The following is a 14,939-nucleotide window of genomic DNA, read 5'->3' as shown; positions in this document are numbered from 1 at the left end:
TGTTTGATTACAGCCTAAAAGCTCTATAATCTCTTTATAAGATTTACCCATCAGACGAAATAGAACGATTTGAAGGCGTTTATGATATTTAGCTGTACTAGAGTCTTTTAAAAGTGTTTTGATAGCTTGGATTTCTTCTTTAGTTGATTTCATATTACTATTATATAATACTTTTTTATTTTAGTTTAGTATAAAAATCTTAAGTAGCAAAGATTCTAAAATAACGGAATCCTTGCATTATTGTCCCAACTCTTCCTCGACCACTTCCAAAGCCCGTTCGATGACCACATGCATGTCGTAGTATTTATAATCTGCTAAACGACCACAGAAAATAACCTTGTCATTTGTTGCCGCTTCTTCCTGATATTTGGAAAATATAGCATTGTTTCTCTCATCATTGATTGGATAATAAGGCTCATCTCCACGTTTCCAATCAGCTGGGTATTCTCGAGTAATAACCGTTTTAGCTTGTGTACCATACTCAAAATGTTTATGCTCAATAATGCGAGTATAAGGAATTTCTCGCTCTGTGTAGTTCACTACAGCATTTCCTTGATAGTTTTCTTCATCAAAAACTTCATGCTCAAAACGAAGACTACGGTATTCTAACTCACCATGTTTATAATCAAAGTATTGGTCAATCATCCCTGTAAAGACAACTTTTTCAGCAGAAGCTTCTAATTCTTGACGATTGGCAAAAAAGTCAAGACCAAGTTCTACTTCCACATCCTTGAGCATATTTTCGATAATGACATTATACCCACCAATTGGAATTCCTTGGTAACGGTCATTGAAATAATTATTATCAAAGGTCAAACGAACTGGTAGACGTTTAATAATAAACGGTGGAAGGTCAGTAGCAGAACGTCCCCATTGCTTTTCAGTATATCCTTTAATCAATTTTTCATAAATATCTGGACCAATCAACTTGATAGCCTGTTCTTCCAAGTTTTTAGGTTCAACGTCCTTCATATGAGCCGTTTGATCAGCAATCTTATCTTTCACTTCTTGAGGAGTTTTTGTACCCCACATAGCATAGAAAGTATTCATATTGAAAGGTAGATTATAAAGGCTACCCTTGTAATTAGCTAGAGGCGAGTTGATATAATTGTTAAACTCAGCGAATTGATTGACATAGTCCCAAACTTTTTTATTAGAAGTATGAAAGATATGGGCACCATATTTATGAACATTAACCCCTTCTACATTCTCACAGTAGATATTTCCACCAATGTGGTCACGTTTATCAATAACTTTTACTTTTTTTCCACGCTTAGTCGCCTCATAAGCAAAAATTGCTCCCGACAAACCAGCACCAACGATTAGATAGTCGTACATAGTCTCTTCCTTATCACTTATCTTTACATCTCCTTAACTATAGTAAAAGAGAGGATCTTTATACTCTTCGAAAATCTCTTCAAAGCACGTCAGCGTCCATCTGCAACCTCAAAACAGTATTTTGAGCTGACTTCCCAGTTACTCTTTGATTTTTATTGAGTATTCGTTTCAATCTATTTTAGCACAAAACAAATCATTTCTCAGTTTTCGATAGCCGAGTGATTTAAAAAGACAAGCACCAAAACTGATGTTTGTCTTTAGGATTTTGCTTGAAAAGGCTATTTCTAACTATTTAACATGTTTTTCTGCTTCTTTTTGGGCTTTTTCGATTGCTTTTTTGCTTTCTTGCTCCCATTTACTTTTAGCTTCTTCAAACTGTTTGGTCGTCACAGTGTCTTTTTGCAGTTTCATGTACTTGTAGTTATTGCCATCACCCTTGATACCAACCAATGAATAGCCTCTTGTAAATGGCGTCACTTTGGTTACAGATGCTGTGCCACCACTTGACATAGCTGACATAATGAGAGAATTGTCAATCATCCAAGCCTGTGCTTCAGCGTATTTTTCATAACGCTTGGCTACATCTTTGTTTTCACTATCTGCATCTTTGAGCATCTTAGTGTAGGTATCCAGACCTAGACTAGTGATTTTTTCCTTATCTTCCTTGGCATCTAGTCCAAAAATCTTAAGGTAGAATCCATCCTCTGCATTGAAAGGATTGAGATAAGTTGATGGATCCTGATAGTCACCCACCCAACCATCAAAGTTCAAATCGTAGTCACGATCAGCTGCTGTCGGTGCTAAGAAGGCTACATTATTAAAATCATCTGTTGAAAGTTGCTGAACATCAATGACAATGTTATCAGCACCCAAAACTGACTCAAGGGTCTGCTTAACTGAGTTCATGCCTGTCACAGCATTTTTACTTGTCTGATCAACAGCCACATCCAAGTGAATAGGGAAAGTCACACCTTGACTTGCCAATTCTTTTTTAGCTTCCACAAATTTTGCTTGGGCTTTTTCTTTGTTGAAATAGGCATCCTGAGCATCTGCCAAGTTAATACCTGACCATTCTGTTCCGTAGTTGACCAATTTAGAAGCGACTACTTCTCCAAAGGTCTTGTCTCCAACTTGGACAAATGTAGGAGGTACTAGGGTGTTACGAAGAGTCTTGCTAGCTGCTTCTTCCCCATTTGACTGAGCAGAATAGGCTGTGCGGTCCAAGGCAAAGTTCACCGCTTGGCGGAAGTTCTTGTTCAAAACAGCTGTCTCAGTTGACTTCTTCTGCTCATCTGTCGTTTTAGCAGTGTGATTGTAGGCCTTACGGTTAACGTTGAAATTGAAATACCAAGAAGTCTTGTCCTGCAAGCTATAGACGATATTATCCTTATATTTCTCCTTGGTCTTAGCCAAGTTAGAACTATTTGGATAAACCCCAGCGATAGAATAAGCTCCACTTTCAAAGTTACGGATGGTCAATTCTTGGTCTGAACCATCAAAATAGGCCAATTTCACATGTTCAATTGATACTTTGTCATGATCATAGTAATGCGGATTTTTCGCATACTCGATCGATGATTTTGATGTGAAATCTTTTAACAAATAAGGTCCGCTGTAGAGAATACTATCTGGAGATAGGGTACCAAAATCTTTCCCTTTTGAGTTTAAAAACTCTTCGTTTACTGGGAAAAGAATACTGTTGGTTGTTTTTGAGTTCCAGTAAGGTTCTGGCCGTGACAAAGTATACTCAACAGTCTGGTCGTCAATGGCCTTCACCCCAACCTTAGAAAAGTCAGAATTCGCTCCTGTAATATAATCATTCAAGCCCTTAATCGAGTTTTGAATCAAGTCAATGGCCTGTGATTTATTATCCACTGCGTACTTGATACCTGTCACAAAATCTTGTGCCTTAACTGGGGCGTACTCTTCACCGTCAGCCGTGAACCATTTGGCACTTTTCTCAATTTGTAAGTATAAGTCAGACCGCCGCTTGAAACAGACCAGTCCTCTGCTAAAGACGGAACTAGATTTCCGTAATTGTCATTTTCAAGCAAACCATCAACTAGGTTGGTAATGATGGCTGTATTATCAGCGTAGTAGTCTAACAAGTAGTTAAATGCAGTTGGATTTCCACTAAAGGTTGATGAGTAAGTTTTTGTATCTGAACCTGATTGTCCGCAAGCAGCTAAAAGCAAGGCAAATGCAAAAGTCAGGCCTGCACTAAGGACACTCTTTTTTGTATTCATCTCCCTTCTACTTTATGTTAGTTTTTGTAACATAGGTTTGTTTTACCAAAATAGTGGAAATTTGTAAAGTTAATTGAATTTCGAGAATGAAAGTTTATAAACCTTGGTTATAAAAAACAAAGGATTTCTGCCTTTTCATACAGCCTTCCCTTGTTTTTATGCGATTTCAATTTTAAATTTTTCTGTAAAAAATATTTATAGTAATTCCACACAGAAAGCATCCCATGGAGCTAAGATTTGTTTTTCAAAGACTTCTTGAGCTAGGGTGTTTTCAATCAAGACAGATTTGACATTTCCTTCTACTACAAAGACTTGCTCTTCATTGGACAAGTTAGCCACAACTAGGAAACGACGGTCGCCATCTTTACGGATATAGGCGAAGACCTTATCAGCCGTATCAAGCAATTCAAAGTCAGCTCGAATCAGCCAGCTGTTCTCCTTACGGATTTGGACCAAGTTCTGATAAGTATAGAAAATAGAATCTGGATTTGCCAGCGCTTCTTGAACGTTGATTGCTTGATAGTTTGGATTCACTGCCAACCAAGGTTGACCTGTTGAGAAACCAGCGTTTTTGCTCTCGTCCCATTGCATAGGGGTACGGGCATTGTCACGTCCAATGACACGTATACTGTCCATGATTTCTTCCAGCGAAACACCTTTTTCAAGAGCTTCACGCGCATAATTGAGGGATTCAATATCTTCTACTTGATCCAGCGTTTCAAACGGATAGTTGGTCATCCCAATCTCCTCACCTTGGTAGATATAAGGAGTTCCTCTCATAATATGAAGCAAGATTGCAAAGGCTTTGGCAGATTTTTCGCGGTATTCTTGGTCATTTCCCCAGATTGAGACAATACGAGGGAGGTCATGGTTGTTCCAGAAGAGGGAATTCCAGCCGTCCTCAACTCCTAACTCTGTCTGCCATTTGTTGAAGATTTCTTTTAACTTAGCGATATTCAGCTCTTTTTGATAGTGCCATTTAGGCTGACCTTCCTGATACTGAAGACCGATATGTTCAAAATGGAAGACCATAGACAATTCTTGCCCCTTTGGGTCAGAGTAGAGCTTGGCAATCTCTGGCGTTGCTCCCCAGGTTTCCCCTACTGTCAAGAGATTCTTAGCTCCAAAGGTGGCCTGATTCATTTCCTTGAGATAGGGGTGAAGCATAGGACCATTATTGACTACCTTCTCGTCAGGAATTTTGCCAATCATGTCAATAACATCCATACGGAAACCACCAATACCTTTATCAATCCAGAAGTCCATCATATCATAAATTTTCTGGCGAAGTTTTTCATTTTCCCAGTTGAGATCCGGCTGTTTCTTACTGAAAAAGTGGAGATAGTATTGACCTGACTTTTCATCGTATTCCCAAGCAGACCCACTAAAGATAGAATCTAGGTCATTGGGTTCATCGCGCCAGATATAGTAGTCTCGCTCAGGGCTATTAGGATTTTCACAGGCCTCTACAAACCAAGCATGTTCATCCGAGGTATGATTGACCACCAAGTCCATGATGATACGAATATCACGCTTCTTAGCTTCCGCAATCAGTTGATCCATATCCTCCATGGTTCCAAAAATCGTTGCAATCGCTTGATAATCAGCAATATCGTAGCCATTATCATCCATAGGGCTGTCATAAACGGGAGAAAGCCAAATCGCTGTAATCCCTAGCTTGGCTAGATAGTCTAACTTACTGGTAATTCCTGGCAAATCGCCAATTCCATCTCCGTTGCTGTCCATGAAACTCTTTGGATAAACTTGATAAACTACGGCATTGTGCCACCATTTTTCTTGCATCTTCTTACCTCATTATTTTAATAATCTATAGTCTATGATAGCGCTTTTCAGATTTTTATGCAAGCGTTTGCCTAATCTTTTTGATTCCTTTTTTAACTCCGTAGTTTCCTAACTTCCAATTTTTTATTATAATAGAGGTCAGAGGTAAAAAAATGAAAAAACAAGCTTTTAGTTCTGAACGATATTTGAATTTACAACGCGACCATATTTTGGAACGCATTAACCAATTTGACGGCAAACTCTACTTAGAATTTGGCGGTAAAATGTTAGAAGATTTCCACGCTGCTCGTGTCCTTCCTGGTTATGAACCTGACAACAAAATCAAGCTCTTGCAAGAATTGAAAGAGCAGGTTGAGGTTGTGATTGCCATTAATGCTAGCAACATTGAACATTCCAAAGCACGTGGCGACTTAGGCATTTCTTATGACCAAGAAGTTCTTCGTTTGATTGACAAATTCAATGAATTAGGGATTTTTGTCGGCTCCGTTGTCATTACACAATACGCTGGCCAACCCGCTGCAGATGCCTTCCGCAACCAACTTGAGAAAAACGGAATTGATTCTTATCTTCATTATCCAATCAAAGGATATCCGACGGATATGGATCACATCATTTCCCCAGAAGGCATGGGCAAAAACGACTACATCAAAACCAGTCGCAACTTGATTGTCGTAACCGCTCCTGGACCCGGTTCTGGAAAATTGGCAACGTGTATGTCCAATATGTACCACGACCAAATCAATGGCATCAAGTCTGGCTACGCTAAATTTGAAACCTTCCCTGTTTGGAATCTTCCCCTTCATCACCCAGTTAACTTGGCTTATGAAGCTGCCACAGCTGACCTTGATGATGTCAACATGATTGACCCCTTCCATCTTCAAACCTATGGAGAAACCACTGTCAACTACAACCGTGATATCGAAATCTTCCCAGTGCTCAAGCGCATGTTGGAACGTATTCTCGGAAAATCACCATACGCTTCACCGACAGATATGGGTGTCAACATGGTTGGTTTCGCTATTACAGATGACGAGGCTGCTGTCGAAGCTTCTAAACAAGAAATCATCCGCCGTTACTATCAAACAGTTCTTGACTTCAAAGCTGAAAAAGTTGGCGAAGCTGCCGTCAAGAAAATTGAGTTGCTCATGAACGACCTCGGTATCACACCTGCAGACCGTAAGGTTGCTGTCGTTGCGCGCCAAAAAGCAGAAGAAACTGGTGGACCAGCCCTAGCCTTTGAATTGCCAAATGGGGAAATCGTCACTGGTAAGAACTCAGAACTCTTTGGCCCTACAGCCGCTGTCTTGATCAACGCCATCAAAAAATCAGCTGACATCGCTAAAGAAGTAAAACTAATCGAGCCTGAAGTTGTTAAGCCAATCCAAGGTCTTAAAATCGATCATCTCGGTAGCCACAATCCACGCCTTCATTCAAATGAAATCCTGATTGCACTTGCTATCACAGCTACAGAAAATCCTGATGCTGCCCGCGCTATGGAAGAACTCGGCAACCTCAAAGGAAGCGAAGCCCACTCAACCATCATCTTGACTGATGAAGACAAGAATGTCCTTCGTAAACTGGGTATCAACGTAACCTTTGACCCATACTACCAATACGACCGCTTATATCGTAAGTAAAGATTTCAACCTCTCCAGCCTCGGAGAGGTTTTCTCTCTGTCTCAGGAGCAACCTTTATGATATAATGAGAGAAGAAAACTGAAAGGATTTACCATGTCAAAAGAAGTTATTGTCGAAAGTTTTGAACTTGACCACACCATTGTCAAAGCACCCTATGTTCGCTTGATTGGGGAAGAAACAGGGCCAAAGGGAGATGTCATCTCCAATTATGATATTCGTTTAGTGCAACCCAATGAAGACTCGATCCCTACTGCCGGCCTTCACACTATCGAGCACCTCTTAGCCAAACTCATCCGTACCCGCATTGACGGCATGATTGACTGTTCACCATTTGGTTGCCGCACAGGCTTCCACATGATTATGTGGGGACGTCACGCCAGTGCTAAAATCGCAGCTGTTATCAAGGATTCGCTCAAGGAAATCGCTGAAACTACTACTTGGGAAGATGTCCCAGGGACAACCATCGAATCTTGCGGAAACTACAAGGACCACAGCCTCTTCTCTGCTAAAGAATGGGCAAAACTCATCTTGGAACAAGGGATTTCAGATGATGCCTTTGAACGTCATGTGATTTAAAATCGAGTAGGGGATAATCTCTAGCCCCTCTCACACCACCGCACGTGCCGTTCGGCATACGGCGGTTCAACTAACTTTTAACGCATGTCGTTCAAGGTAATAATCCAAACACGAAACCAGTCCACGTTTTTCCAGGACTGGTTTTGATATAGCACGTTTAAGTACCGACTTCTGAGCTACTATAGTAGACTGAAACTAGAATAGTACACCTCTACTACACGACATGCCCGTCGTACCTCAAAAGGAACCAGTTTTTTTCAGCTGGCTCCTTCTTTTTTATCCTCAAAATTCTATCTTAGGCTTTCTCACGAATAACCAAAACGCCATCTTCCATATCTGCTTCCAGATGTTTAGCATCTAAATGATCTAAGTGGAAGTCTGTCACCTTATCACGAATTTCTTGTTCAACCACGCGACGGAGAGGACGAACCCCCATGACTTCGTCGTAACCTTCTTCTGTGATATAATCTTTAGCCGCTTGACTGACTACCAAGTCAATGTCTTTCTTAGCCAAGGTTTGGTTAACTTCAGCCAACATCAAATCTACAATCTTAGAAAGGTCTTCCTTAGTCAAGTGTGAGAACTCGATGACTGCATTAAAGCGGTTGAGGAATTCTGGACGGAAGAAGGGGTTCAAACGGTCCATCAATTCTGGTTTATCCGCATCTTCTGTCAAGTTGGCTTCATAGCCAAATCCAGCATTTGAGGTCGCAATAATGACAGTGTTCTTGAAGCTTACTGTATTTCCTTGACCATCTGTCAAACGACCATCATCTAGAACTTGGAGGAGAAGGGTAATAACTTGAGGGTCAGCCTTTTCAATTTCATCCAAGAGAATGATAGAGTATGGATTGCGACGAACACGTTCTGTTAAGGTATTGCTATTGTCATCATAACCCACATAGCCTGCTGTTGTACCAATTAGCTTAGAAACAGCTGTACGGTCACTGTATTCAGACATATCCAAACGGATAATCGCATCCTGGGTTCCAAACATATCGAGTGCCAATTGCTTAGCAAGCTCCGTCTTACCAACCCCAGTAGACCCTACAAAGAGGAAGCTGCCGATTGGGCGATTTCCTTCATCAAAACCAGCACGGTTACGACGGATAGCACGAGCTACAGCTTCTACGGCCTTATCTTGACCAATCACCTTGTCTTGCAAGCGATGGGCCATATCTTTCAAACGTTCGATATCTGAAGCTCCCATTTGCGATACTGGAATACCTGTCATTCGTTCCACAGATTCAGCCACATCATTGACACTTGCAGTCACTTTCATATCTTCTGTGTGGTTTTCGATTTTCTTTTCCAATTCTGCAATGCGTGTTTTATAGTTTAGAGCTGCTTCAAAATCTTCTGCTTCAACTGCTTTTTCTTGCTTGTCTTTTTCCGTTTCGATTTCTCGTTCAACAGCATGCACATCTGTTACTGGATGTTGAGCCGCCAAGTGAGCAGCCGTTACATCGACAAGGTCAATAGCCTTATCTGGCAAGCTACGTTGAGGAATGTATTGAACAGAATAATCCACCGCTGCTTTCAAGACTTCGTCTGGCAAGATGACATTGTGGTGTTGTTGATAGAGATCACGAATGCCTTGAAGAATTTTAAAAGTATTCTCTGCTGAAGGAGCATTGACCTTCACTTCGTTGAAACGACGAGCAAGAGCAGCATTCTTCAAGATGGTGTTACGGTATTCGTCTTGAGTTGTTGCCCCAATCACTGTCAATTCTCCACGAGAGAGAGCTGGCTTGAGAATATCCGCAAGTCCTTTAGAACCACTGTCTCCACCAGTGCTACCAACACCAAGAATTTGGTGAATTTCATCAAAGAAGAGGATAATATTCCCTGCTTCTTTCACTTCATTGACTAAGTTTTGGACATTTTCTTCAAAGCTACCACGGTATTGAGTACCAGCCTCAAGACCTGAGATATCAATAGAAATAATTTCCTTGTTCTTGATAGCAGCAGGAACATCTCCGTTCACAATGGCTTGCGCTAGACCTTCGACAACTGCTGTCTTACCAACACCTGCATCTCCGACCAAAACAGGATTGTTCTTGGTGCGGCGTGAGAGGATTTCAGATGTTTCTTGAATTTCCTTGTTTCGTCCGATAACAGGATCCAACTTGCCCTCACGCGCTTCTGCTGTCAAGTTTCGACCTAGTTTTGCAAGGACACCGTCTTGTTTCATACCTGATGCCTGTTGTGACATTTGCACATCAGTTTCTGCATTTCCTGGTAATTGACCAGTCGTACGATAGTGAGCAAATTCCTCAGGTGTGACTTCGCGCCCATTAATTAAGTAACGGCGATTTTCAGAACTGTATCCTCGCATACCACCCATCAATTGGTTAAATAAATCATCCATGTTATTAAAATTATTAAAGTTGTTATTCATATTCTTTACCTCTTTTTGTTTACAAAGTTATGATTACTGATATTGACTATCTTTGACCATTGTTTTAAAAAATTTAGACTAGCTAGATCGCTACCCTACGTACTATTTCTGGTTTTTCTTTTTCAAGCAGGAGTAGACTATCTTTACTTCTGAAGATTTCTAGATGAAACATAGACCCACCTCTTTCTATTTTACTTTAAATAAGTGTTCTAGTAAGGCTTTCATTTACCTTACGTTCATAATATACTACATTAGTCAGAAAAGGTCAATAGTTTTGACTTTAATTGACCAATATTTTTTAAAAAGCAAAAACACCCTGAAACATCAGGGTGCTATTCTTATACCAAATACAAAATTGCTAGGGTCAAAAGACTTGCTAGAAGTCCCACTCCCCAAAAGAAGAAGTCAACCTTCCACTCGCTCCAAGGATTTCCTTTACCAGACAATCCCCCAAGCTCAAAATGGTGATGTACAGGCGTCATACGGAAAATACGTTTGCCACCTGTCAGTTTGAAATAGCCGACTTGCATCATGACTGAGGTTGTTTCAAAAACATAAACAATTCCGATAATCAAGAGAGTCCATTCTTGGTGGAGAGCCATAGAAATAGCTGCCAGCATTCCACCGAGAGCCAAACTTCCCACATCTCCCATAAAGACTTTAGCAGGCTTATGGTTAAAAACGAAGAAACCAAGCAAACCACCAATCATAGCAAGAATCACTAGAAGGATGTCCATCTGACCTTGCACATAGGCAATAACTCCATAGGCAGACAAACTAATCACAACGGAAATACTAGCTAGACCGTCAATACCGTCTGTCAAGTTGACTGCATTTGAAAAACCGACTAGCCAGAAAAGGGCGAAGAAAATATAGAAAATCCCCAGATGCACTTGGTAACCAAAGACTGAAAGCATATCGCCCCCACGCTCATAGAAAAGATAGAAGATAACTCCACCTAGAAGCTGAAGAGCCAATTTTTGCTTAGGATTCAGCCCCTCATTGATTTTGCGAAAAACCTTGAGAAAGTCATCTAAAAATCCGACCAAGCCATACAAGACCAAGATGAACAAAATCATTCCCACATTATTGCTGAATTGGCTACTAAATAGGGCGAAAAAGAAAGCAAGCAAAACAGAAGTAATTAAGAAAACCAAACCTCCCATTGTAGGAGTCCCAGCTTTTGCCTGATGCTGTTTGACATCCTCATGCATCTGCTGGCCTGTAATTTGCGCCTTTCTATAAAATTGGATAAAGGCCGGAATTCCTACTACAGTTAGTAAAAATGTCACAATTCCAGCACTGATGGAAATAAACATATTAGTCTCCTAAAGTTAATGTAATTTTTTTAATATCCTTGATAGCTGTGTTAGCTCGAACATCTTGCTTCTGCACAGTAGAGCCCGAACCTTCAAATGCAAGTTCTATATTGAGCCACTTAGCAAAGGTCTCAGCAGTCTCCTTTGTCCAACCATACATGTCTGGAACTTCCTCTGCTTTATCAGATAAGATTAGGACTTGCTGATTTGGGGCAAGATTCTTCCCTTCTTCAGCAGAACTGTTTTTAATCTTCGTTCCTGTTCCCACAACAATAGGTTGTACAAGATTGCGACGCAATTCTTCTGCTAAATCACCAGGTGAAATATCCTTGACACTAGGCATATGATAAGGACTTTGTTGACTTACTTGCTCCAAAGCTTTAGCTGTTGTTTGAAGATTGAGAGAGTCTTTCATAGCTGAAGCCCGCTCCAAGATTGGGGTGGCAAATTCTCCCAACTGGATACCTGAATAATGCTCAGGCTGTTGAACCGTTACATACAAGATAAAATCAGGATTTTCAGCAGGATTCATAGTCACAACTGAGAAAATATAATTGGTAGAACCAACCAAGTATCCTCCATTTTTCTCATCAGCGATTTGAGCCGTACCGGATTTAACTGCTACATTTTGTCCAGGAACTGTTATAATTGGCTTTCCTGTGTAGTGATTATACATAGTTCCATATAGAGGGTCCGTCCCAACTAAGATCATGTGATTTCGAGTTGTGCTTGCTGCCTCTTTGGAAACAGGATTTCCTACTATTTCTTTTTGTGACTTACGTACAGACTGATTGTTAGTATCATAAATAGCACTTATAAATTTTGGCTCCAGCATAACTCCATCATTAGCAATAGCTGTAAAGGCACGAAGCATTTGTGTTTGTGTCACTGAAATTCCTTGCCCAAATGAGCTTTGAGCAATACTAACAATATTATCAGCTGGAAGTTGACCAGCGTATTCATCTGTCAAGCCAAAGCGAGTTGGAACCCCAAATTTAAAGCGTTTTAGATAATCCAACCAAGTAGCATCTCCCATTTTTTGTTCAAGTAGACTCATTCCAACATTACTGGAGTGAGCGAAACCTTGTAAGAAAGTCATCATCCCACCAGTAGTCAAACCATCATTAACATCCCAATCTCGAGTCGTCGCATCCGCTATTTTGAATTCACTGCTATTGAAGTATTCTCCACTTGGGAAGGTATTATTATCAATAGAAGAAGCTAACGTCATAACCTTCATGGCTGATCCTGGTTCATAGTTACTTTGATAAAGAATATCACGCCAAACAAAGTCCTCAGTGATTCCTTCTTTAGTATCTGCATTAAAGGTAGGTCGTTGGGTGGTAGCGAGGATTTCACCGGTCTTTGCACTGACCAAGGTCGCGGTCATATACTTACCTTTTACTTTTTCTAGAAAGGCATCCATCTGAGTTTCCATGAAAGATTGTAGCGGACTAGACAATGTTGTATAAACATCCTTGCCATCCACAGTTTGTTGCGATACCAGTTCTGTACCTGGTACGATATTTCCTACACGGTCTTTTTCATAGGTAATAATACCGTCTGTCCCTGCAAGAATACTGTTCAAGGAACTCTCCATTCCAGAGGTTCCCAGCAAACTCTTGCTTCCATCTTCATTTTCATGGAGCTGAGCTAGACCGATAAAACTAGAAGCAAATTGTCCATTTGGGTAACTACGATTGGGACTGGTTGTAAAATCAATCCCCTTGACCTCTGCAGTTTCCAATTCTTTTTTGATAGCCATCATATTGGCATAGGTAATCCCATTTCCCTTTGCTCCAAAGGAAACTTGCTTGAGATTAGGTTGCGAGAGTTGCTCTCTTACATAGGATTCTTCCATGTCCAGATACTTATGAAAGACCTCTGCAACTTTGTTAAATTGTGTTTTTTCTACGTAAAGAATCTTACCCGTTGCTGACTTATAGTTCTCATCAATAACCGCATAGACATTATAGGAGGTTGCATCCTCAGCAATTGGGACTCCATTTCGGTCATAAATAGTCCCACGTTTGGCAGGAACTGTACGGGTGGTTTGATGAACCTTCTTAGCTTCCTTCGCTAAATCTGTTCCAAAGCGAGTGCCCGTCCCAATAATGACCGCAAAATTGACTAAAAAAACGGCAAAAACAAAGACAGATAATAAACTCAGACTTTTTCCAACTCTGCGTCTGTTTTCAGCCGGCGATTTCCGATTTTTCGTCGCATAACGGATTACTCTTTTTGTCCACTTCATATCTTACTCCGCTATTCGAATATTTTCATTGTTTAATTGCAAATCGTGTGAATTGGCAATCTCTTTCAAACGTTCTGCACGTAATAGTTCATTGACCTCTTGCTTGGCATCGTCCAATTCGGTCTTCTTTTCTTCTATCTGCGCATTGATTTTTGTCAAATCATTCTGCACTTGCAAGAGCTTGGTCTGCATAAAAATAATACTAATAGCTACAATAAGAGTGGTTACAGCAATGGAAAAGTAAAAAGCTTTTTCCACACGCGAAAACCGTTTAAGTTGCATCTGTAGTATTTGACCTGTTTTTTCCATTCTTTCTGCCATCTTTTTTCCTCTTACTTGTGAATTTTTCTGGCCACGCGCAACTTGGCTGAGTGCGAGCGGTTATTGGCTTCTAATTCTTCTGCACTTGGCAAGATTGGCTTACGGGATACCAATTCCATCTTGGGCCTGAGATCATCTGGGATGAAGGGTAAGCCTTTTGGAACTTCAACTGTTGAAGCTTCCTTGAACAATTGCTTGGTCAAGCGATCTTCTAAGGAATGAAAGGTAATCACTGAAATTCTACCATCCAGAGCCAACATATCCATAGCCTGCTGGATGGACTCATCTGCCGCCCCCAGTTCATCATTAACTTCAATTCGAATAGCCTGGAAAATCTGCTTAGCAGGATGCCCCTTCTTCTTGAGTTCCTTGGCAGGTTTGGCCGACTTGATAATTTCTGCCAGCTCAGTCGTTGTCTCGATTGGCTTGACTTCCCGAGTTTGTTCAATCTTACGCGCAATCTGTTTAGAGAATTTGTCCTCTCCATACTTGAAGAAAATACGAACCAAGTCATGATAGTCATAACTGTTAACCACTTCATAGGCTGTCAGACTAGCATCCTGATTCATGCGCATGTCCAGTGGCGCATCCTTTTTATAAGAAAAACCACGCTCACGCTGGTCCAGCTGAGGACTAGACACTCCCAAGTCATAACAAATTCCATCAATTTTCTGAACACCAGCTTCGCGCAAACGTGCCTGTAAATGACGGAAGTTATCCTTGATAAAAGTCACCATTCCCTTTTCAATGTAAGGAGCCAAGCGTTTTTGCGCGTTGTCAATGGCATTCTGGTCCTGGTCAAAGGCATAGAGATGGCCTTTTTCACTTAATTTACTTAATAAATATTCGCTATGTCCTGCTCCGCCCAAAGTCGCATCAACGTAGATACCGTCAGGCTTTACGTCGAGCATATCAATCGTTTCATGGAGTAAGACCGTTACATGATGAAATTCTTTTGTCATATCTTATCTATTTTACCACAAATCTGACTAGCTTGCACTAGTCAGACAAATAGGATAAGGAGGCCAAATTTCAAGTTCAAG

9 protein-coding genes and 2 pseudogenes are annotated in these 14,939 nt (G+C 40.7%); 2 read left to right on the top strand and 9 right to left on the bottom strand.

Going from position 1 to position 14,939, the window contains the following annotated elements; translation table 11 throughout:
• The 4 genes and pseudogenes from HT671_RS05440 to HT671_RS05425 form a co-directional block, all read right to left on the bottom strand.
• Positions 1-153, bottom strand: a pseudogene (locus tag HT671_RS05440) (IS630 family transposase); the annotation flags it as partial.
• Between the two features lie 84 nt (positions 154-237).
• Positions 238-1,338, bottom strand: a complete 1,101-nt coding sequence (gene glf / locus HT671_RS05435; protein ID WP_000272518.1) for a UDP-galactopyranose mutase — start codon at positions 1,336-1,338, stop codon at positions 238-240.
• Positions 1,339-1,626: 288 nt separating this feature from the next.
• A pseudogene (locus HT671_RS05430) lies at positions 1,627-3,584 on the bottom strand (peptide ABC transporter substrate-binding protein).
• A 195-nt stretch (positions 3,585-3,779) separates the two neighbouring features.
• Complete coding sequence (locus HT671_RS05425) at positions 3,780-5,387, bottom strand: alpha-glucosidase (protein ID WP_001156807.1); 1,608 nt, start codon at positions 5,385-5,387, stop codon at positions 3,780-3,782.
• Between the two features lie 152 nt (positions 5,388-5,539).
• Here HT671_RS05425 and HT671_RS05420 point away from each other — a divergent pair, with 152 nt between their 5' ends.
• Both HT671_RS05420 and HT671_RS05415 read left to right on the top strand, forming a co-directional pair.
• The gene (locus tag HT671_RS05420; RefSeq protein WP_172923082.1) at positions 5,540-7,024 is read left to right on the top strand and encodes a DUF1846 domain-containing protein; all 1,485 of its coding nucleotides are present in this window, start codon (positions 5,540-5,542) and stop codon (positions 7,022-7,024) included.
• Between the two features lie 94 nt (positions 7,025-7,118).
• On the top strand, positions 7,119-7,601 hold the full coding sequence (locus HT671_RS05415) for an S-ribosylhomocysteine lyase (RefSeq protein WP_000032561.1): 483 nt from the start codon (positions 7,119-7,121) through the stop codon (positions 7,599-7,601).
• 295 nt (positions 7,602-7,896) lie between these two features.
• Here HT671_RS05415 and HT671_RS05410 read toward each other — a convergent pair whose 3' ends face one another.
• From HT671_RS05410 to rsmH, 5 genes are all read right to left on the bottom strand, one after another.
• Complete coding sequence (locus tag HT671_RS05410; RefSeq protein WP_138703386.1) at positions 7,897-10,002, bottom strand: ATP-dependent Clp protease ATP-binding subunit; 2,106 nt, start codon at positions 10,000-10,002, stop codon at positions 7,897-7,899.
• A 338-nt stretch (positions 10,003-10,340) separates the two neighbouring features.
• On the bottom strand, positions 10,341-11,321 hold the full coding sequence (gene mraY, locus HT671_RS05405; RefSeq protein WP_100127901.1) for a phospho-N-acetylmuramoyl-pentapeptide-transferase: 981 nt from the start codon (positions 11,319-11,321) through the stop codon (positions 10,341-10,343).
• Between the two features lies 1 nt (position 11,322).
• Positions 11,323-13,575, bottom strand: a complete 2,253-nt coding sequence (gene pbp2X / locus HT671_RS05400) for a penicillin-binding protein PBP2X (RefSeq protein WP_166735356.1) — start codon at positions 13,573-13,575, stop codon at positions 11,323-11,325.
• 3 nt (positions 13,576-13,578) lie between these two features.
• A complete protein-coding gene (gene ftsL / locus HT671_RS05395; protein WP_000840840.1) occupies positions 13,579-13,896 on the bottom strand; it encodes a cell division protein FtsL in 318 nt (105 codons plus the stop codon).
• An 11-nt stretch (positions 13,897-13,907) separates the two neighbouring features.
• Positions 13,908-14,858 (bottom strand): 16S rRNA (cytosine(1402)-N(4))-methyltransferase RsmH, encoded by a 951-nt coding sequence (rsmH, locus tag HT671_RS05390; protein ID WP_166735357.1) that lies wholly within the window; start codon positions 14,856-14,858, stop codon positions 13,908-13,910.
• Positions 14,859-14,939: the final 81 nt, after the last annotated feature.

This window comes from Streptococcus sp. 2741, from assembly GCF_013276315.1.
GTDB lineage: Bacteria > Bacillota > Bacilli > Lactobacillales > Streptococcaceae > Streptococcus > Streptococcus pseudopneumoniae.
This window is presented reverse-complemented; position numbering and strand designations above follow the sequence as displayed.

What these genes read in the sequence shown, in the direction of transcription:
- rsmH (WP_166735357.1), bottom strand. Translation starts at nt 14,858, where the DNA reads ATGACAAAAGAATTTCATCATGTAACGGTCTTACTCCATGAAACGATT.
- HT671_RS05415 (WP_000032561.1), top strand. Translation starts at nt 7,119, where the DNA reads ATGTCAAAAGAAGTTATTGTCGAAAGTTTTGAACTTGACCACACCATT.
- glf (WP_000272518.1), bottom strand. Translation starts at nt 1,338, where the DNA reads ATGTACGACTATCTAATCGTTGGTGCTGGTTTGTCGGGAGCAATTTTT.
- HT671_RS05425 (WP_001156807.1), bottom strand. Translation starts at nt 5,387, where the DNA reads ATGCAAGAAAAATGGTGGCACAATGCCGTAGTTTATCAAGTTTATCCA.
- HT671_RS05410 (WP_138703386.1), bottom strand. Translation starts at nt 10,002, where the DNA reads ATGAATAACAACTTTAATAATTTTAATAACATGGATGATTTATTTAAC.
- pbp2X (WP_166735356.1), bottom strand. Translation starts at nt 13,575, where the DNA reads ATGAAGTGGACAAAAAGAGTAATCCGTTATGCGACGAAAAATCGGAAA.
- ftsL (WP_000840840.1), bottom strand. Translation starts at nt 13,896, where the DNA reads ATGGCAGAAAGAATGGAAAAAACAGGTCAAATACTACAGATGCAACTT.
- mraY (WP_100127901.1), bottom strand. Translation starts at nt 11,321, where the DNA reads ATGTTTATTTCCATCAGTGCTGGAATTGTGACATTTTTACTAACTGTA.
- HT671_RS05420 (WP_172923082.1), top strand. Translation starts at nt 5,540, where the DNA reads ATGAAAAAACAAGCTTTTAGTTCTGAACGATATTTGAATTTACAACGC.